The organism is Labrys sp. Lb11, from assembly GCF_057554225.1.
Genome location: NZ_BAAJOT010000004.1, coordinates 537,247 through 554,581, shown reverse-complemented (window position 1 = coordinate 554,581; position 17,335 = coordinate 537,247). Strand labels below are relative to the sequence as shown.

At 68.8% G+C, this 17,335-nt stretch carries 16 protein-coding genes; 13 read left to right on the top strand and 3 right to left on the bottom strand.

What is annotated here, in order from left to right; all coding sequences use genetic code 11:
* Positions 1-55 precede the first annotated feature (55 nt).
* On the bottom strand, positions 56-937 hold the full coding sequence (locus AC27L4_RS17145; protein WP_487143440.1) for a fatty acid desaturase family protein: 882 nt from the start codon (positions 935-937) through the stop codon (positions 56-58).
* Positions 938-1,284: 347 nt separating this feature from the next.
* Here AC27L4_RS17145 and AC27L4_RS17140 point away from each other — a divergent pair, with 347 nt between their 5' ends.
* From AC27L4_RS17140 to AC27L4_RS17080, 13 genes are all read left to right on the top strand, one after another.
* On the top strand, positions 1,285-1,962 hold the full coding sequence (locus tag AC27L4_RS17140) for an MtnX-like HAD-IB family phosphatase (RefSeq protein WP_487143439.1): 678 nt from the start codon (positions 1,285-1,287) through the stop codon (positions 1,960-1,962).
* A 28-nt stretch (positions 1,963-1,990) separates the two neighbouring features.
* Positions 1,991-2,902 (top strand): arginase family protein, encoded by a 912-nt coding sequence (locus tag AC27L4_RS17135; RefSeq protein ID WP_487143438.1) that lies wholly within the window; start codon positions 1,991-1,993, stop codon positions 2,900-2,902.
* Complete coding sequence (locus AC27L4_RS17130; RefSeq protein ID WP_487143437.1) at positions 2,899-3,258, top strand: EamA family transporter; 360 nt, start codon at positions 2,899-2,901, stop codon at positions 3,256-3,258. Before AC27L4_RS17135 ends, AC27L4_RS17130 begins: the two co-directional genes overlap by 4 nt.
* Positions 3,255-4,124 (top strand): alpha/beta hydrolase, encoded by an 870-nt coding sequence (locus AC27L4_RS17125; RefSeq protein ID WP_487143436.1) that lies wholly within the window; start codon positions 3,255-3,257, stop codon positions 4,122-4,124. The genes AC27L4_RS17130 and AC27L4_RS17125 overlap by 4 nt, the downstream gene beginning before the upstream one ends.
* Positions 4,121-5,257 carry a GNAT family N-acetyltransferase gene (locus AC27L4_RS17120; RefSeq protein ID WP_487143435.1) on the top strand — a complete coding sequence of 379 codons (1,137 nt, stop codon included), beginning with the start codon at positions 4,121-4,123 and terminating at the stop codon, positions 5,255-5,257. Before AC27L4_RS17125 ends, AC27L4_RS17120 begins: the two co-directional genes overlap by 4 nt.
* Positions 5,254-5,649, top strand: coding sequence for a DMT family transporter (locus tag AC27L4_RS17115; protein WP_487143434.1), 396 nt, complete (start codon positions 5,254-5,256; stop codon positions 5,647-5,649). Before AC27L4_RS17120 ends, AC27L4_RS17115 begins: the two co-directional genes overlap by 4 nt.
* Positions 5,646-7,454, top strand: a complete 1,809-nt coding sequence (locus AC27L4_RS17110; RefSeq protein WP_487143433.1) for a sensor histidine kinase — start codon at positions 5,646-5,648, stop codon at positions 7,452-7,454. The genes AC27L4_RS17115 and AC27L4_RS17110 overlap by 4 nt, the downstream gene beginning before the upstream one ends.
* Positions 7,429-8,811, top strand: coding sequence for a sigma-54-dependent transcriptional regulator (locus tag AC27L4_RS17105; protein WP_487143432.1), 1,383 nt, complete (start codon positions 7,429-7,431; stop codon positions 8,809-8,811). The genes AC27L4_RS17110 and AC27L4_RS17105 overlap by 26 nt, the downstream gene beginning before the upstream one ends.
* Before the next feature lie 29 nt (positions 8,812-8,840).
* Complete coding sequence (locus AC27L4_RS17100; RefSeq protein WP_487143431.1) at positions 8,841-10,097, top strand: cyclopropane fatty acid synthase; 1,257 nt, start codon at positions 8,841-8,843, stop codon at positions 10,095-10,097.
* Complete coding sequence (locus AC27L4_RS17095; RefSeq protein ID WP_487143430.1) at positions 10,097-10,564, top strand: DUF2147 domain-containing protein; 468 nt, start codon at positions 10,097-10,099, stop codon at positions 10,562-10,564. The genes AC27L4_RS17100 and AC27L4_RS17095 overlap by 1 nt, the downstream gene beginning before the upstream one ends.
* A 69-nt stretch (positions 10,565-10,633) precedes the next feature.
* Positions 10,634-12,193, top strand: a complete 1,560-nt coding sequence (locus AC27L4_RS17090; RefSeq protein WP_487143429.1) for a B12-binding domain-containing radical SAM protein — start codon at positions 10,634-10,636, stop codon at positions 12,191-12,193.
* A 189-nt stretch (positions 12,194-12,382) separates the two neighbouring features.
* Complete coding sequence (typA, locus tag AC27L4_RS17085; protein ID WP_487143428.1) at positions 12,383-14,212, top strand: translational GTPase TypA; 1,830 nt, start codon at positions 12,383-12,385, stop codon at positions 14,210-14,212.
* A 223-nt stretch (positions 14,213-14,435) separates the two neighbouring features.
* A complete protein-coding gene (locus AC27L4_RS17080) occupies positions 14,436-15,677 on the top strand; it encodes an OpgC family protein (protein ID WP_487143427.1) in 1,242 nt (413 codons plus the stop codon).
* 378 nt (positions 15,678-16,055) lie between these two features.
* Here AC27L4_RS17080 and AC27L4_RS17075 read toward each other — a convergent pair whose 3' ends face one another.
* Positions 16,056-16,895: a C40 family peptidase gene (locus AC27L4_RS17075; RefSeq protein ID WP_487143426.1), complete on the bottom strand. Its 840-nt coding sequence runs from the start codon at positions 16,893-16,895 to the stop codon at positions 16,056-16,058.
* On the bottom strand, positions 16,892-17,242 hold the full coding sequence (locus AC27L4_RS17070) for a MarR family transcriptional regulator (RefSeq protein WP_487143425.1): 351 nt from the start codon (positions 17,240-17,242) through the stop codon (positions 16,892-16,894). Before AC27L4_RS17070 ends, AC27L4_RS17075 begins: the two co-directional genes overlap by 4 nt.
* Between the last annotated feature and the right edge of the window lie 93 nt (positions 17,243-17,335).

Sequence of the window (17,335 nt, the reverse complement as noted above, 5' to 3'; positions counted from 1 at the left end):
CGCGCCGCAGCCGGCCCCCGCGATCGGGGGCCGGGGGGGCCGGCGGCGAGCGGGCTCAGTGGCGCGGCAGGTCCGGGTCGAGGAAGCCAAGCGGATGCGGCGGCCGGATCACCCGGGTGCCGGCGGCCTCCTGCTCACGGGCGATGGTGCGATGCAGTTCCGGCATCCTGGTCCAGTGCACCTTCGGCCGGTAGTGGTGCTCGGCGTGGTAGCCGTTGTTCATCCAGGTCCAGTTGTAGATCTTTTCGTAGGTGCTGACGCCCCAGGCGATCGGCTTGTCGGGGTCGGCGCCGAAATGCTCGTAATAGCCGTTGAGCGAGGACAGGCACTGGCCGAAATAGTTGAACGGCAGCATGCAGACGATGAAGCGCCAGTCGAGCACGGCCAGGCCGAGATAGAACAGGATGACGACCGCAAGCTCGATCTTCGACTGCAGCGCCTCGCCGCGGCGCTTGGCCGCCATGGCGCGCAGGATCTCCGCCGGATCGTCGCGGAAATAGCTCAGGAACGTGTAGCTCCAGACGTTCTCGGGCTTGCCGTCATGGCCGTGCTTGTAGATCGACAGGTAGTCGATCGTCTTTCCGCCCTCGTCGGGCCTGTCCATGTTGCCGCTGTGGTGGCGCATATGGACGAAATTGTACATGGCCTGGGAAAAGCCCAGGGTCAGCGACAGGAGCAGGCTGAAGGCGGCATTCAGCCCGTCGTTCCTGAAATAGGGATTGTGGATGAAATTGTGCGAGATGCTGTTGATGCTCCAGGAGATCGACAGCGAATAGATCAGGCCGAAGGCGATGAACGCCCCCCAGGACAAATGGGGGAAGGCCAGGAACAGCGCCATCACCGCGGCGAAGTGCAGGACCGCCAGGCAGATGGGCACCCAGTCCCAGGTCGAATATTGCAGCACGCCCGGCTGCGGCGTCGTCGGCTGTGTCGTCATTCCGATATCCCGATCCATGCCGCCCGGACCGGCGCGCCGTGGCAGGCCGCGGCCGGGCAATCTCGGCCCCCGATCCGCAAGGACCGTGCCAGCGGCTGAGGCACGGCCGGCAGGCGCTTCGCACGGTCTCGCCCGCGAAAAGCGCCCAGGCCCCGGGCTCGCCACCCGACATTTGGCGGCGGAAGCTGCAAAATTTGTAGCTCGCCGCTTGGAGCTCGGCGGCCCGGTCCGAGGGAAAGGCCCGCCGCCGCGGGCGAGCCGGCCCCGGCGGGCCCTGGCATGCATCTTGCGCAGCGCCGCGGGCTTCGCCGCCGCCCAGGCGGCATCCGTATGAGTTGGACTGCCGGATGATCCCCCATCTCTTCTGCGATTTCGACGGCACCGTCGCCATCGGCGACGTGACCGACGTGCTGCTCGAAGCCTTTGCCGATCCGTCCTGGCACGAGATCGAGGCGCAATGGCTGGCCGGGCAGATCGGCTCGGCCACCTGCATGGCCCGCCAGGTGGCGCTGATGCGCTGCGGCCGCGGCGCCCTCGACGCGGCGCTGGACGCGATCGAGATCGATCCGGCCTTCCCCGCCTTCGTGGAGCATTGCCGGCGGGAGGAACTGCCGCTGACCATCGTCAGCGACGGCCTCGACTATGCCATCGCCCGCATTCTCGCCAAGGCCGGCATCACCGGCCTGCCGATCATCGCCAATCGGCTGCTCTTCCTCAGCGAGGGGCACCACGCCATGCTCAGCCCCCATGCCTCGCCCGACTGCCTGGCGGCCGCCGGCACCTGCAAATGCACGACCCTGGCCGGCGGCGGCGGCCCGGCCGTGCTGATCGGCGACGGCCGATCCGACTTCTGCGCCGCCGCCACGGCCGACCTCGTCCTGGCCAAGGACGCCCTGGCCGGCTTCTGCCGGGAGCAGGCGATCCCGCACCTGGCCTTCCGCGACTTCTCCGAAGTCCCCGAGCTCCTGGCCGGCGGCCTGGCCGCGCTCGCCGCGCCCGCCCTCGCCCTGGCGGCGGCATCATGACCGGCGGCCGCACCGGCGAGGCACCGTGATGCAGATCCGCGTCCTCGATCTCGACGGCAGCCTGGTCGGCCAGCCGCCGATCGCCGAGCGCCTGGCCGACGGTCGCGCCGAGCTGCTGTCACTGCGCCCGCGCGGCGCCGCCCTGCGGCTCTGGGCGGCCCGGCGCGCCTATGACGCCTTCGACGCGCTGTGGCGCGGCCTGCCGCGGCGCCGGGGGCCGACGCTGACCCTGGTCGGCTCGGGCGACTTCCACCACCTCACCGCCAGCTTCGTCGCTGCGGCCGAGGGGCCGCTCACCGTCGTCCATTTCGACAACCACCCCGACTGGTGCTGGACCATGCCGCGGCGCCATTGCGGCTCCTGGGTCAACGAGGCGCTGGCCATGGCGCATGTGCAGCGGGTCGTCACCATCGGCCCGTGCAGCGACGACCTGGTGCGCCCCGACCGCAAGGGCGCCAATCTCGACGCCCTGTCCAGCGGACGGCTGGAGCTGCACCCCTGGCGGCACGAACCCTCGCAGGTGCGCAAGCGCGTGTGCAGCGGCGCCGGCCATGTCGCGGAAGAGGGCATGATCCGCTGGCGCAACATCGCCGACATCGGCTGGGACGCCTTCCTGGACCAGCTCATCGGCCGGCTGCCGACCGAACGGATCTGGATCACCGTCGACAAGGACGTGCTGTCGCCGCAGGAGGCCGTCACCAACTGGGACCAGGGCGCCCTGCCGCTCGCCCGTCTCGTCGAGGCGATCCGCCGTCTCGCGGCCCGGTTCGAGGTGATGGGCGCCGATATCTGCGGCGACTACGCCCCGATCCGCCACCGCAACCCGTTCAAATATGTCGAGTCGCGGCTCGACCAGCCGCGCCCGGCCGGTGAACCGGCCCTGGCGGTCAACGCCCGGGCCAATGCGAGGCTGATCGCCGCCTTCGAGGAGGCAGCATGAACGCGCTCGCCTTCACCGTCCTCGCCGGCACCATCCTGCTCGACGTCGTCGGACAGGTCTGCTTCAAGCTCGGCCTGGAAGAGCCGCCCGGCCGCCCGCAGCGGCCCGTCTGGCGCAAGGTCGCGACCTCGCCGCTGGTCTGGGCCGGGGCGCTGGCCTACGCCGTCGAGATCGGCGCCTGGCTCTTCGTGCTGTCGCGCCTGCCGCTGAGCATCGCCTTCCCGCTGGCCAGCCTGTCCTATTGCGGCATCGCGCTCGCCGGCCGCTTCGTCCTCCACGAATCCGTGTCGCGCCGCCGCTGGCTCGGCACGGCCCTCATCGCCATCGGCGCCGCCATCGTGAGCAGCACCACATGACTTCCACACCGCTCGCCCTCGCACCGCCCGACCACAGCTTCCGCTTCGCAGGCGGCCCGAGCGCAGTCCTGCTGATCCACGGGCTGACCGGCACGCCGACCGAGGTCAAGACCGTCGGCAAGACCCTGGCGCGGGCCGGCTACACCGTCTACGGCGTGCAGCTCGCCGGCCATTGCGGCACCGAGGCCGACCTGCTCGCCACGACCTGGCACGACTGGCTCGCCAGCGTCCTCGATGCCTTCGACCGCATCCGGCGCGACCATGAGGTGGTCTTCGTCGGCGGCCTGTCGATGGGGGCTCTGCTGTCGCTGCTCGTGGCGGCCAAGCGGCCGGACGAGGTCGCGGGCTGCCTGCTCTATTCGCCGACCATGTTCTATGACGGCTGGAGCGTGCCGCGCGTCAGCGTGCTCCTGCACGTGGCGATCGCGCTCGGCCTCGGCCGGTTCCTGCGGTTCCGCGAGAATTTTCCCTATGGCATCAAGGACGAGCGCCTGCGCGGGCGCATCCTGGCGGCGATGGAGTCCGGGCACAGCGCCGAGGCCGGCCTGCTCTACCTGCCGGGGCTGAGCCTCGGCCAGTTGCTGCGCCTGATCCGGACCCTGAAGAAATGCCTGCCCGACATCCGCACGCCGACCCTGGTGCTGCATGCGCGCGAGGACGACATCACCTCGATCCGCAATGCCGCCTATATCGCGGCCCATATCGGCGGCCGGATCGAGAAGATCCTGCTGGAGAACAGCTATCACATGATCACGCTCGACCAGGAGCGCGACCTGGTCGCAGACCATTCCATCGCCTTCATCCGCCGCTTCGAGCCGATGCGGCGCACCGCGTCGACGTCCGGCAGGCAACGGGTGCGGGCATGAACATGACAGCCACCGTCGAGACCTCGATCGGCGCCTTCCCGGCCGAGGACTGGGACCGGTGCTACCCCGGCGACCCGGAGAACTGGGCCTTCTACCGGGCCTGCGAGCAGGCCGGTCCGCCCGGCTTTTCCTGGTACTACGCCGCCGTGTTCGAGGATGGCCGACTGATCGCCGCCGTGCCGGCCTTCGGCACCGAATACCGCCTCGACACCACGGTGCAGGGCGCCTGGAAACGCATGACCAACCGCCTCTACCGCATCGCGCCGGCGCTGATGTCGCTGCGCCTGCTGGCGCTGGGCTCGCCGGTGGCGGAAATCTGCCATCTCGGCTTCGCGCCGGAGGTGCCTGAGGCGCGCAAGCCCGAGTTGCTGGCGCGGATGGTGAAGGCGCTGCAGGACTTCGGCGCGCGCCAGCGCTACGGCCTGTTCGGCATCAAGGACGCCCCGGCCGCCGACGACGGGCTCTGGAACGGCGCTCTCCTGCCCAACGGCTTCACCCGCCTGCCGGGCCTGCCGACCGCCGTGCTCGACCTGCCCTATCACAGCTTCGACGATTATCTGGCCAGCCTCAGCCGCGCGACGCGCAAGGACATGCGCCGCAAGATCAAGACCTTCGAGGACGTGCGCATCGAGCAGCGCCGGTCGATCGACGACGTCTCGGCCGAAGTCTCGCGGCTCTACGAGGAAACGGTGGCGCACAGCGACCTGCAGTTCGAATACCTGCCGCCCGACTATTTCGCCGAGCTGCTGCGCTCCCTCGCCCCGAATGCCAGCGTCTTCCTCTACTGGGCCGACCAGAAGCTGATCGCCTTCAACCTCGTGATCGAAGACGAGAACCGACTGATCGACAAATATATCGGCATGCACTACGCGGTGGTTCCACGCTACAACCTCTATTTCAACACATGGCTCTGCAACGTTCGGTATTGCATCGAACGTGGTATCCCCGTCTACCAGAGCGGGCAGGCTTTCTATGGACCGAAGCTGCGCCTGGGCTGCCGCCTGCAGCCCAACTGGCAATATTTCCGGCACGGCAATGCGGCGATCAATGCCGTGCTGCGGCTCGTCGCCCGCTTCGTCCGGCTCGACCGGTTCGATCCGGCGATCGCCGATCTCGTAGAGGCCAAGCCATGACCGACATGCCGGCGCACAAGCCTTACGGGCACCGCCAGGCGATCATCGCCTGGGTCGCCCTGCTCGCGTTCGAGACCGTGGCGCAGGTCGCGCTCAAGGCCGGCGGCGACAGCCTGTCGGATCTGTCCTTCGGCATGGGCTGGCTCGCAGCCGCCGCCTCCGACCCCTGGGTCCTTGCCGGCATCCTGGGCTATATCGGCTCCTTCGCCGCCTGGATGACGATCCTCGACCGGATGCCGCTGAGCTTCAGCTTCCCGCTGACGGCCCTGGTGATGCTGTCGGTGGCCCTCGCCTCCTTCCTGATCTTCGGAGAGACGCTCACGCCGTGGCGCGCGGTCGGCATCGGCCTGATCATTGCCGGCGTGGTGGTGATGGGCGGGGACGAGGCTTGACCGCCCCGTCCCGCATCGGCGCGTGGTGGGCCCGGTCGATCCGGTGGAAGCTGGTCGGCGTGTTCGTCGCCATCTGCGTCCTGCCGATGCTGATCGTCACCGAGGTGGCCACGCAGGTGGTCGCGACCACGTTCCAGAACAATGTCGAGGCCTGGCTGTTCCAGACCTCGCGCTTCTTCGTCGCCAACATCCTCGACGAGCGGCGCGAGACCGCCCATGTCGCCGACGCCCTGGCCGCGAACGGCGTCCTCGACCCGCTGCTCTCGGGCCGCACGCACGACGTGCCGCCGCCGGTCGCCCGCATGCTGGACGCGCTCGGCTACGACCTGCTCGTCATCTACGACGAGAACAACAACATCTTCTTTTCCTCCAAGCCGCTGGACAGCGTCACCGGCCTTCCCTTCGCCGACGGACAGACGATCTACCTCTACCGCCAGGACGGCAAGCCGACCCTGATGGCGGCCGGCACGCATCACGTCGTCTATGAGGGGCGCTCCTTCCGCGTCCTGCTCGGCACGCTGGTCGACCAGAGCTTCATCAGCGACATGAGCGCCATCGCCGCGCTCGCCATCCGCCTGCACTACCGGTTCAACGACGACCTCGTCCAGGTCTACTCCTCGCAAGGCGACGTGACGCCGGTGCCCCCGGCGGTGCTGGCGGCGATGGAGGCCGGCGAGGGCGATGCCGGCTACGTCTCGGGCGACGACACCGAGGGCGACCAGTCGATCGGCATCTACACGCCGCTCAGGGCCAACGGCAAGCTGATCGGCGTGCTGTATTGCGGCCTGAGCTCGGATGCCAGCTTCGCGGACTGGCTGACGCACCGCAACCTGTTCATCATCATCTTCGCCTTCGGCATGCTGCTGTCGGTCAGCGCCGGCCTGATCATGTCGCGACTGCTGACGCGGCCGGTCATCCGCCTGGCCGAGGGCGTCAACGCCATCGCCAAGGGCGACTTCACCCAGCGCGTCCCGGTGCTGCGCCAGGACGAGATCGGCCAGCTCGCCATGGCCTTCAACTCGATGGCGCGCCGGCTGGAGGGCCTGCGCAAGATGGAAGCGAAGCTGCGGCGCCGCGAACGCATGACCACGCTCGGCGAAGTGGCGGCCGGACTGGCGCACGAGGTGCGCAACCCGCTGGGCATCATCAAGACCTCGGCCGAGCTGATCGCCCGCAGCCCGAACCTGACGGAGGTGGAGGGCCGGCGCCTGGGCTATGTCGCGGACGAGGTGCGCCGCATCGACCAGCTCATCCGCGATTTCCTCGCCTTCGCCAGGCCGCCGCAGGCCTCGGCCCTGATAGCGCCGGCGGCGCTGATCGAGCGCGTGCTCGGCATCTGCCAGAGCGAGATCGAACGCCAGGAGGTGCAGGTGCGGATCGAGGACGAATGCGGCGCCGCCCTGATCCATGTCGATCTCGACCAGATGATCCAGGCCTGCCTCAACCTCGTCCTCAACGCCCTGCAGGCGATGGAGGAGACGAAGGTGCCGGCCGGCTCGCTCTTGTCGCTGACCCGGCCGAGGCTCGACATCCATCTGACCGCCGACGAGGAGGAGGTGCACCTTCTCTTCGCCGACAACGGGCCGGGCATTCCGCCGGCCCTGATCGACCGCATCTTCGACCCCTTCGTCACCAGCAAGGATACGGGCACCGGCCTCGGCCTTGCCCGGGTGTTCGCCGTCGCCGAAGGCCATGGCGGCTGGGTGGAGGCACGCAACGCCGTGCAGGGTGGCGCGATCTTCGAACTGGTCATCCCGCTGGCGGACCGGAGGGCGGGCGATGTCCCACACGATCCTGATCGTTGACGACGAGGTCCGGCTCCTGGACGTGCTGAGCGGCGTCCTGGAGACCCTGGGCTATCGGCCGTTGACGGCGAACAGCGGCGCAGCCGCCCTCGAGCTGCTCGAGCGCGAGACCGTCGACCTCGTGCTGACCGACCTGCGCATGCCGGGCATGAGCGGCCAGGACCTTCTCGCCGCCGTCCGCCGCCGCCATCCCACCATGCCGGTGGTGATCATGACCGCCTACAGCACGGTGCGCGACGCGGTCCTGGCGATCAAGGACGGGGCCTTCGACTATATCGACAAGCCGATCGAGCAGGAGGACCTCGCCACCACTCTCGCCAACGCCCTTCGGCTGCAGGATGCGCTGCGCGACAATGAGCGGCTGCGCCAGGAACTGGCCGGCCGCTACAAGTTCGACACGCTGGTCGGCAATTCGCCCGCCTTCCGGGAGGTGATCCGCGCCATCGGCGAGGTCTGCGAGCAGCGCACCACGGTGCTGCTCACCGGCGAGAGCGGCACCGGCAAGGAGGTGGTGGCCCGCGCCATCCACTTCAACAGCCCGCGCCATCGCCGTCCCTTCGTCGCGGTGAACTGCGCGGCGATTCCCGAAACCCTGATGGAGAGCGAGTTCTTCGGCCATGTGAAGGGCAGCTTCACCGGCGCCCTGGCCAATCGCGCCGGCCGCTTCGCCCAGGCCGAAGGCGGGACGCTGTTCCTCGACGAGGTCGGCGACATGCCGCTGCACCTGCAGGTGAAGATCCTGCGGGTGCTGCAGGAGCGGCAATACGAGCCGGTGGGCGGCTCGGGCACGCGCACGGCGGATGTCCGGATCATCGCCGCCACCAACCGCGACCTCAGGGCCCTGGTCGCCGAGGGCAAGTTCCGCGAGGATCTCTACTACCGCCTCGCCGTCTTCCCGATCGCCCTGCCGGCGCTGCGCGAGCGCGCCGAGGACATCCCGCTGTTCCTCAATCTGTTCGCGGACGAGCTCGCCCCTTCCCTCGGCAAGCGCGCCGTCGCCTTCAGCCCCGACGCGGTGCGGGTGCTGTCGAGCTATCGCTGGCCGGGCAATGTCCGCGAGCTGCAGAACTGCGTCGAGCGGCTGCTGATCTCGGCCCGCGGCCCGCTGATCGAGGCCGCCGAGCTGCCCGCCTACCTGTCGGAGCGCCCGGCAAGCGCCGAGACGCCGACCTTCCCGATCCAGCTCGACGACGAGACCGCCGCCTTCGAGCGCCGCCAGATCCTCGCCGCCCTGGAGCAGACGGACGGCGTGCAGGTCCGCGCGGCCGAGCTGCTCGGCATCAACGAGCGCAGCCTCTGGCACCGCCTGAAGAAATACGGGATCGCCGTCACCCGGATGGCGACGCCCCGATCCTGACCAAGCGGCGACGCCGCCCGGAGTTCACCATGGACCGCATCCTGCAAATCGCCCTCTCCCGGATCGTCAAGCGCGGCTCGCTCGTCGTCGTCTCTGCGCGCGGAACGCGGCTGAGCTTCGGCGACGGCACGGGCGAGCCCGTGGTGGTGCGGCTGACCGACCGGGCGGCGGAGATCGCCCTGCTGATGGACCCGGACATGCGGCTCGGCGAGCTCTACATGGACGGGCGCTTCGTGGTGGAACAGGGCAGCATCTACGACTTCGTCCACCTGATCCTGCGCGAGGCGCAGAACCGTACGCATCCCTTGCCGGCGCGGCTGATCGACCGCGCCCGCGCCTCGCTGCGGCGCCTGCGCCTGCGCAACCTGCCCGGCCGCTCCAAGCGCAACGTCGCCCATCACTACGACCTCGACGGCCGGCTCTACAGCCTGTTCCTCGACGCCGACCGGCAATATTCCTGCGCCTATTTCGAGCATCCCGGCCAGAGCCTGGAGGAGGCGCAGCAGGCCAAGAAGCGGCACATCATCGCCAAGCTCGACATCGGCCCCGGCGACCGGGTGCTCGACATCGGCTCGGGCTGGGGCGGCCTCGCCTGCTCCCTGGCGCAGGCCGGCGCGACCGAGGTGCAGGGCGTCACCCTGTCGGAGGAACAGCTCGCCTATGCCCGCCAGCGCCTGACGCCGGCCGAGGCCGGCCGCGTCCGCTTCGACCTGACCGACTATCGCAGCGTCCAGGGGCGTTTCGACCGGATCGTCTCGGTCGGCATGTTCGAGCATGTCGGCCTCGGCTCCTACGGCACCTTCTTCCGCACCTGCCGCCGGCTCCTGGCCGAGGATGGCGTCATGCTGCTGCACACCATCGGCTGCTCGGCCGAACCGGGCTTCACCACGCCCTGGCTCGACAAGTACATCTTCCCCGGCGGCTATATCCCCTCGCTGTCGGAGATTCTGCCGGAGATCGAGCGGGCCGGCCTGATCGTCACCGACGTCGAGGTGCTGCGCACCCACTACGCCCTGACGCTCCGCGCCTGGCGCGAGCGCTTCATGGCCCGCCGGGACGAGGCCGCCCGCCTCTACGACGATCGCTTCTGCCGGATGTGGGAGTACTACCTGGCCGCGGCCGAGGTGGCGTTCCGCTGCGAGGATCTGGTGGTCTTCCAGATCCAGATCGCCCGCCGGATCGACGCCCTGCCGATCACCCGGGACTATATCGGCGAAGCCGAGCGGGCCAGCCGGGCTCGACGGCTGCCGGCCACCTCCGAGACCAAGACCCTGGAACATTCGTGATGCGACACACCCTGATCGCGGGCCGGCTGCTCGCCGGCCTCCTGGCCGCCACGCCGACCCTCGCCACAGCCTCCGAGGCGCCGGCCAGGCCCTCGATCCTCGGCGTCTGGCAGGAGCTCGACGACGATACCCATCGCCCGCAGGCCGAGATCGAGATCACGGCGAGGGACGGCGTGTTCCAGGGCCGGATCGTCAAGCTGTTCCCGGGGCCGGGCGAGCCCGCGGCGCCGGTCTGCTCGCAATGCCGCGGCGCCCTGAAGGACAAGCCGATCCTCGGCCTCAAGATCATCGAGAACGTGCGCTGGAACGGCAGCGCCTATGACGGCGGCACGGTCACCGACCCGGAGGACGGAGCCGTCTACAAGGTCAAGCTGGTGCCGTCCACGGACGGGCGCACGCTTTCGGTGACGGGATATATCGGCGTTTCCCTGTTCGGCCGGACGGAGGTCTGGGTCAGGCCGAACTGACGCGCATCGGAACTTTGGAATCGGGGCTGAGACGAACGGATCGCACGCCATCGCAGGAGCAAGCGCACCATGGCCCACATCGTCATCATCAATCCGCGTTTCGACACCTCCTACTGGGGCCTGGAGCACGCCCTGCCGCTGTTCGACGCCAAGGCCAACCTGCCGGTCGCCTGCCTGCCGCTCCTGGCCGCCCTCACCCCGGCCGAGCACACGGTGACGCTGCTCGACGAGAACGTCGAGCCGATCGACTACGACCTGTGCGCCAGGGCCGACATCGTCGGGCTCACCGGCATGATCGTGCAGCGGTTCCGGATGCGCGAGATCCTGACCGAACTCAGGGCGCGCAACTGCTTCATCGCGGTGGGCGGGCCGTGGATCACCGTGCGCGAGGACTATTTCGGCGATCTCGTCGACGTGGCCTTCATTGGCGAGGCCGAGGAGACCTGGCCGCGCTTCCTGGTCGAGTGGGCCGAGGGCCGCCACGCCGCCCGCTACGAGCAGGCCGACAAGACCGACATGTCCCGGGTGCCGGTGCCGCGCTTCGACCTCCTGAAGATGGACGACTACGCGGTCGGCAGCATCCAGTTCTCACGCGGCTGCCCGTTCACCTGCGAGTTCTGCGACATCATCGTCGTGTTCGGGCGCAAGCCGCGCATCAAGACCAGCCCCCAGATCATCGCCGAGATCGAGGCTCTGCTCGCCGTCGGCATGGACACCGCCTTCATCGTCGACGACAACCTGATCGGCAACAAGAAGGCGATCAAGGAGGTGCTCCACGCCGTCGTCGACTGGCAAGTGCGCCACGACTACCCCATGACCTTCGTGACCGAGGCTTCGATCGACCTCGCCGACGACCCCGAGCTGATGCAGCTGATGGTCGACGCCAATATCCGCGTCGTGTTCATCGGCATCGAGACCCCGAACGAGGCGGCGCTGCGCGAGACCAAGAAGCTGCAGAACGTGCGCAAGGGGGCGACCATGCTGGAGAAGGTGCACGCCATCCAGCGCTCCGGCATCGAGGTGTGGTGCGGCATGATCCTCGGCTTCGACAGCGACGATGCCACGATCTTCGACGCTCAGCGCGTCTTCATCAAGGATGCCCGCATCGTCAGCGCCATGATCGGCATGCTCGCCGCCATCCCCAAGACGCCGCTCTACGCCCGGCTGGAGAAGGAGGGGCGGCTCGACCATGCCGACCCGCCGTCCTACGGCACCAACGTCATCCCGCTGAACCTCAGCCGCGAGAGCCTGCGCGACGGCTATCTCGCCGTGATGGGCGACCTGCACCAGCCGAACGCCTATTTCGACCGGCTCGACGCCCTCTACATCGACGAGCGCATCGAACCCGAGCGCTCGCGGCTGAAGCATCTGCGCCGCCGCCCCCTCAAGCTCGCCGCGCTCAACCTGAGCTGGATGCTGGAGGCGGCCGGCATCTTCGTAAGGCTGATGCGGCGGGTGCCGGATCGGGAGCTGCGCCGGGTCTATCGCCAGCGCCTGTGGCGGCTCATGCGCCGGCGCCCCTCGCCGGTGGTGCTGCAGATCTACGCGATCAAATGCGCCATGCACTACCATGCCCATCAGATGATCGAGCAGATGCGGTCCGGCCGCGGCATCGTCAACTCGTTCTGACATCCGCCGGGCGGACGGCGGCGGCCCGCGCCGGCGGGCCGCCCGCGCATTGCCGCTCTGCGGCCGCCACTCGCGCATTGCCCAGGTGCCTCGCTGTGTGATATTGCGGCGCAAAATCCGACAGACGACAACACACAGGCGCGGGCTTCGAAGCTCCGGATGCAGTCCGCGCGGAACCCGGCTCGACCCATGAACCTGCGCAACATCGCCATCATCGCCCACGTCGACCACGGCAAGACCACCCTGGTCGACGAATTGCTGAAACAATCCGGCTCCTACCGCGAGAACCAGCGGGTGGCCGAGCGCGTGATGGACTCCAACGACCTGGAAAAGGAGCGCGGCATCACCATCCTGGCCAAGGCGACCTCGGTCGTCTGGAAGGACACGCGCATCAACATCGTCGACACCCCCGGCCACGCCGATTTCGGCGGCGAGGTCGAACGCATCCTCAACATGGTCGACGGCGCCATCGTGCTGGTCGACGCGGCCGAAGGCCCGATGCCGCAGACCAAGTTCGTGGTCGGCAAGGCCCTGAAGGTCGGCCTGCGCCCGATCGTCGCCATCAACAAGGTGGACCGCTCCGACGCACGCGCCCAGGAGGTGGTGAACGAGGTGTTCGACCTGTTCGCCGCGCTCGACGCCACCGACGAGCAGCTCGACTTCCCCATCCTCTACGGCTCGGGCCGCAACGGCTGGATGGCGGAGCGCCCCGAAGGCCCGCAGGACCAGGGCATGGCGCCGCTGTTCGACCTCGTGCTCAAGCACGTGCCCAGCCCGGTGATCGAAGGGGACAACCGCTTCCGGATGATCGGCACCATCCTGGAGGCCAACCCGTTCCTCGGCCGCATCATCACCGGCCGCATCACCTCCGGCAGCGTCAAGCCGAACCAGCCCATCAAGGTGCTGGGCCAGGACGGCAACGTCGTCGAGCAGGGCCGCGTCTCCAAGGTGCTGGCGTTCCGCGGCATCGAGCGCCAGCCGGTCGACCTCGCCGAGGCCGGCGACATCGTCGCCATCGCCGGCCTGTCGAAGGGCACGGTCGCCGAGACCTTCTGCGATCTGACCGTCGAGGAGCCGCTGCACGCCCAGCCGATCGACCCGCCGACGGTCACCATGTCCTTCATCGTCAACGATTCGCCGCTCGCCGGCACCGAGGGCGACAAGGTGACCAGCCGCGTCATCCGCGACCGCCTGCTCAAGGAAGCGGAGGGCAATGTCGCCCTCAAGGTCGAGGAATCGCAGGACAAGGACTCCTTCTTCGTCTCCGGCCGCGGTGAATTGCAGCTTGCCGTGCTGGTCGAGACCATGCGCCGCGAGGGCTTCGAGGTCGCGCTGTCGCGCCCGCGCGTCGTGTTCCAGAAGGACGAGGCCACCGGCGAGACGCTGGAGCCGATCGAGGAAGTGCTGATCGACGTCGACGAGGAGTATTCCGGCGTCGTCGTGCAGAAGATGTCGGAGCGCAGGGCCGAGATGGTCGAGATGCGCCCCTCCGGCGGCAATCGCCAGCGCCTGGTGTTCTACGCCCCGACCCGCGGCCTGATCGGCTACCAAGCCGAGCTTTTGACCGACACCCGCGGCACGGCGATCATGAACCGCCTGTTCCACAGCTACGCCCCCTACAAGGGCGAGATCGCCGGCCGCCGCAACGGCGTCCTGATCTCCAACGATGCGGGCGAAGCGGTCGCCTACGCCCTGTGGAACCTGGAGGATCGCGGCCCGATGATGATCGAGCCGGGCTGGAAGGTCTATCAGGGCATGATCGTCGGCGAGCACAACCGCGAGAACGACCTCGAGGTCAACGTCCTCAAGGGCAAGAAGCTCACCAATATCCGCGCCGCCGGCAAGGACGAGGCGGTGCGCCTGACGCCGCCGATCCGCATGACCCTGGAGAAGGGCATGGCCTGGATCCAGGACGACGAGCTCCTGGAGGTGACGCCCAAGTCGATCCGCCTGCGCAAGGCCGAACTCGACCCCAACGAGCGCAAGAAGGCCGATCGCGCCCGCGACGCCGCCGCCTGACCGGCTCGCCCGTCCGAAGGCATCCCATCCGACGCGCGAATCGCGGCAACCCGCGATTCGCGCGTTCTGCTTTTCGTCCCCGCCTGCGCTTTCGACGCGCGCGGCACCGCCCCTGAACGGAACAAATCGCCGGCCATTCAGTTCCGGTTCAGACCGGTCGTGACAGGGTCCGCCGTGATCGACCGGCTCAGGCGCCGGGAGACCGCTGGAAGGAAGGGCCGACATGGCAACAGGTTTCGAGGCGACATCCCAGGCACGCGCTGCGGCTTATCACCCCCCCAAGGCGGGGGCCAAACCACGCGATATCCGCCTGGACGTGTTCCGAGGCCTTGCTCTGCTTTTCATCACCATCACCCATACCGGCGGCAACTGGCTGCTCGAAGTCCTGCCGTCCCGTTTCGGCTTCAGCTCGGGCACGGAGATGTTCGTCTTCTGCTCCGGCATCGCCAGCGGCCTCGCCTTCGGTGCGCTGTTCATCCGGCGCGGCTTCCTGCTGGGCACGCTGCGCGTCGCCCATCGCATCTGGCAGATCTACTGGGTCCACATCGCCTCGTTCATCGCCGTGACGGCGCTGACCATCCTGCTGGCCGGCTGGTTCGGCAGGCCGGCCTATATCGCGAACCTGCAACAGGACGTGCTGATCACCCATCCGCGCCAGGCGCTGGTCGGCCTGATGACGCTCACCTACCTGCCGCCGCTGTTCGACATCCTGCCGCTCTATGTGGCGCTACTGGCGATGGTGCCGCTGCTGATGGCAGCGCGGCGCGTCGCCCCTTCCCTGCCTTTCCTGCTGGTCGGCGCCGCCTACGTCTACCTGTGGACCACCGGCGGGCCGCAGCTGCCCGGCAACCCGACCAACCCGAACCAGCATTGGCTGTTCAATCCGCTCGGCTGGCAGCTGGTGTTCTTTGCCGGCTTCTTCATCGCCATGAAGTGGGTGCCGGTGCCTGCGCCGGGCACGCCCTGGGCGGTGACGGCCTCGGTGCTGATCGTGCTGGCCTCGGTGCCGCTGAACTGGCACGTGCTGGTGGATAACTTCGGCCTGTTCTCCTATATCCGCGAGGCAATCCTGCCGCCGACGGACCGCACGAACTTCCATCTCCTGCGCTTCGTGCACTTCATGTCGACGGCCTACCTGGCCGTGTCGCTGCTGGCAGCCTATCCGGCGATCCTGGTGTCGGCTCCGGCGCGGGTGCTGGCGGCCGTCGGCCGCGAGACATTGGCCGTGTTCGTGGCCTCGGTGCCGGTGGCGATCGTCGGCAGCTCACTGCTGGACGTCTACGGCAACGGCGTCGACATGGTGCTGCTGGTGACCGTCGGCGGCGCGCTGGTGCTCACCGCCGTGGCCTACATCACCACCACCATCAAGTCGGCGCCGTGGTCGAAGCCCGCCGCGGCTCCCGTCGCCGAGACCGCCGCCGCGCCGCGGCCCCAGCAGATGGCTCTCGCCGGCCGCCGGCCGTAAGGAGCCGTGAGAGAATAACTGCTTCAGGCGCGACGCCGGCGGTACCCCTCCTCCTTGCGGGGAGGGGTAAGGGGTGGGGGTCACGTAGGATAAGGCGCGACCAGTTCTTCACGACCCCCATCCTTTATCCCTCCCCGCGAGGGGGAGGGAAGGCACAGACGTCGCGCTCTTGCCTGAGATTGCCAGTCTCGCGCGGCCCGAGACGTATCCACTGCGTCCTCAAAACCAAGCCGGGAACATCCGGCGTGCCGGGGAGGGACGGCGCAGGCGCCGCGGAAAGACCGGAACCCCTGCGTCCCGCACGACCGCAGGCAAGGCCGACGGGTCGCGCCCGGCTGCTCCGCTGGCGCCGGCGCGCTCGCCTTCGCAGACGGATCCTTACGGCCCGACCCGCCGCACGCCGGCCAGAGGCTCGCCGGCGGCGGCGATGCGCTCGAGGCCGGCGGCGAGGTCCTCGATCGCCACCGTCATCGTATGACCGTTGGCGTGGATCATGGTCTCGCCGTCACGTACCAGCGCCACATGGCCCTTCCAGCACAGGATGTCGCCGCGCCGGGCGTCGGCAAGGTCGATCGCCGTACCGAGTTCGCGGGCCTGCATGTCGCTGTCGCGCGGAGCGGCGATGCCGCAGGCGTGGAGCGCGGTCTGCACCAGGGCCGAGCAGTCGAGCCCCAGGCTGGTCTTGCCGCCCCACAGATAGGGCACGCCGAGGAAGCGCTCGGCGACGGCGACGGGATCGTTCTCGACCGTGCCGAGCGGATCGAGGTGCGGCGCGAACACGAAGCCGCCGCCCTCCAGCGCCAGGAACAGGCCATCCTCGCCGGCAACGCGGACCTCGCTGCCCAGCGTCAGCGCCATCAGATAGGGTTTGCGGATCGACGGCACGGGATAGACGAAGGTGCGGACCGCGCCGACGCGGTGGGTCGGCGCCAGGGGCGCACCGAGGCCGTTCGCCGGCATCCAGCCGACATAGCCGTCGCGCTGCAGCTGGCCCCAGGCCCAGCCCTCGTGCTCGTCATAGATCGTCACGGCCTCGCCGAAGATCGCCTCGGTGTCGAGGCCGGCCTCGGGATCGGGATCGCGGCGCAGCGCAATGGCGGTCTCGATCACCCGCCGGGCCACGCCGGGCACGAAACGCGCCGCCTCCACGGCGCCGCGCAGGTGCTCCGCGGCAAGGTCGGCACGGGCCGGCACGCGGCGGCGGTCGAAAGCGATCATCGCGGCAGATCCTTGGCATGCAGCACCAGGAGGTCGCCCAGGCGCTCGACGAACAGCGCCCCGTCCACGGTGCGCTGGATGATGACGTTGCGCCGGTCGGCCTCGTCGCGGCGGCGGGCGGTGAGCTTGAGCTTGGCCATGGTGTCGAGCGCGCGGGTGATCACCGGCTTGGTCACCGCGAGCTTGCAGGCCAGGCCCCGCACCGTGTGCGGCGGCGGCTCGAGATAGACGGTCAGCAGAATGGCAAGCTGGCGCGCCGACAGATCCGGCTGGGAATCCCGCACCAGCTCCAGCGTGAGCTCATGCCAGAGCCTCAGCGCCTGCGCCGGGCGCATCTCGACCCCCATCACCCCCTCCCGGTCATAGCCGCGTCATTCTTCCCGTCCCGAAAGTCTTGAGCAAGCGAAACTGTTCCGGCGCCGTTCGCGTGCCGGACCGGA

Excerpts from the sequence above, each read along its gene's own strand:
- AC27L4_RS17115 (WP_487143434.1), top strand. The coding sequence starts at position 5,254 with ATGACCGACATGCCGGCGCACAAGCCTTACGGGCACCGCCAGGCGATC.
- AC27L4_RS17100 (WP_487143431.1), top strand. The coding sequence starts at position 8,841 with ATGGACCGCATCCTGCAAATCGCCCTCTCCCGGATCGTCAAGCGCGGC.
- AC27L4_RS17080 (WP_487143427.1), top strand. The coding sequence starts at position 14,436 with ATGGCAACAGGTTTCGAGGCGACATCCCAGGCACGCGCTGCGGCTTAT.
- AC27L4_RS17105 (WP_487143432.1), top strand. The coding sequence starts at position 7,429 with ATGTCCCACACGATCCTGATCGTTGACGACGAGGTCCGGCTCCTGGAC.
- AC27L4_RS17140 (WP_487143439.1), top strand. The coding sequence starts at position 1,285 with ATGATCCCCCATCTCTTCTGCGATTTCGACGGCACCGTCGCCATCGGC.
- AC27L4_RS17125 (WP_487143436.1), top strand. The coding sequence starts at position 3,255 with ATGACTTCCACACCGCTCGCCCTCGCACCGCCCGACCACAGCTTCCGC.
- AC27L4_RS17090 (WP_487143429.1), top strand. The coding sequence starts at position 10,634 with ATGGCCCACATCGTCATCATCAATCCGCGTTTCGACACCTCCTACTGG.
- AC27L4_RS17130 (WP_487143437.1), top strand. The coding sequence starts at position 2,899 with ATGAACGCGCTCGCCTTCACCGTCCTCGCCGGCACCATCCTGCTCGAC.
- AC27L4_RS17070 (WP_487143425.1), bottom strand. The coding sequence starts at position 17,242 with ATGGGGGTCGAGATGCGCCCGGCGCAGGCGCTGAGGCTCTGGCATGAG.
- AC27L4_RS17120 (WP_487143435.1), top strand. The coding sequence starts at position 4,121 with ATGAACATGACAGCCACCGTCGAGACCTCGATCGGCGCCTTCCCGGCC.
- AC27L4_RS17095 (WP_487143430.1), top strand. The coding sequence starts at position 10,097 with ATGCGACACACCCTGATCGCGGGCCGGCTGCTCGCCGGCCTCCTGGCC.
- AC27L4_RS17075 (WP_487143426.1), bottom strand. The coding sequence starts at position 16,895 with ATGATCGCTTTCGACCGCCGCCGCGTGCCGGCCCGTGCCGACCTTGCC.
- AC27L4_RS17135 (WP_487143438.1), top strand. The coding sequence starts at position 1,991 with ATGCAGATCCGCGTCCTCGATCTCGACGGCAGCCTGGTCGGCCAGCCG.
- typA (WP_487143428.1), top strand. The coding sequence starts at position 12,383 with ATGAACCTGCGCAACATCGCCATCATCGCCCACGTCGACCACGGCAAG.
- AC27L4_RS17145 (WP_487143440.1), bottom strand. The coding sequence starts at position 937 with ATGACGACACAGCCGACGACGCCGCAGCCGGGCGTGCTGCAATATTCG.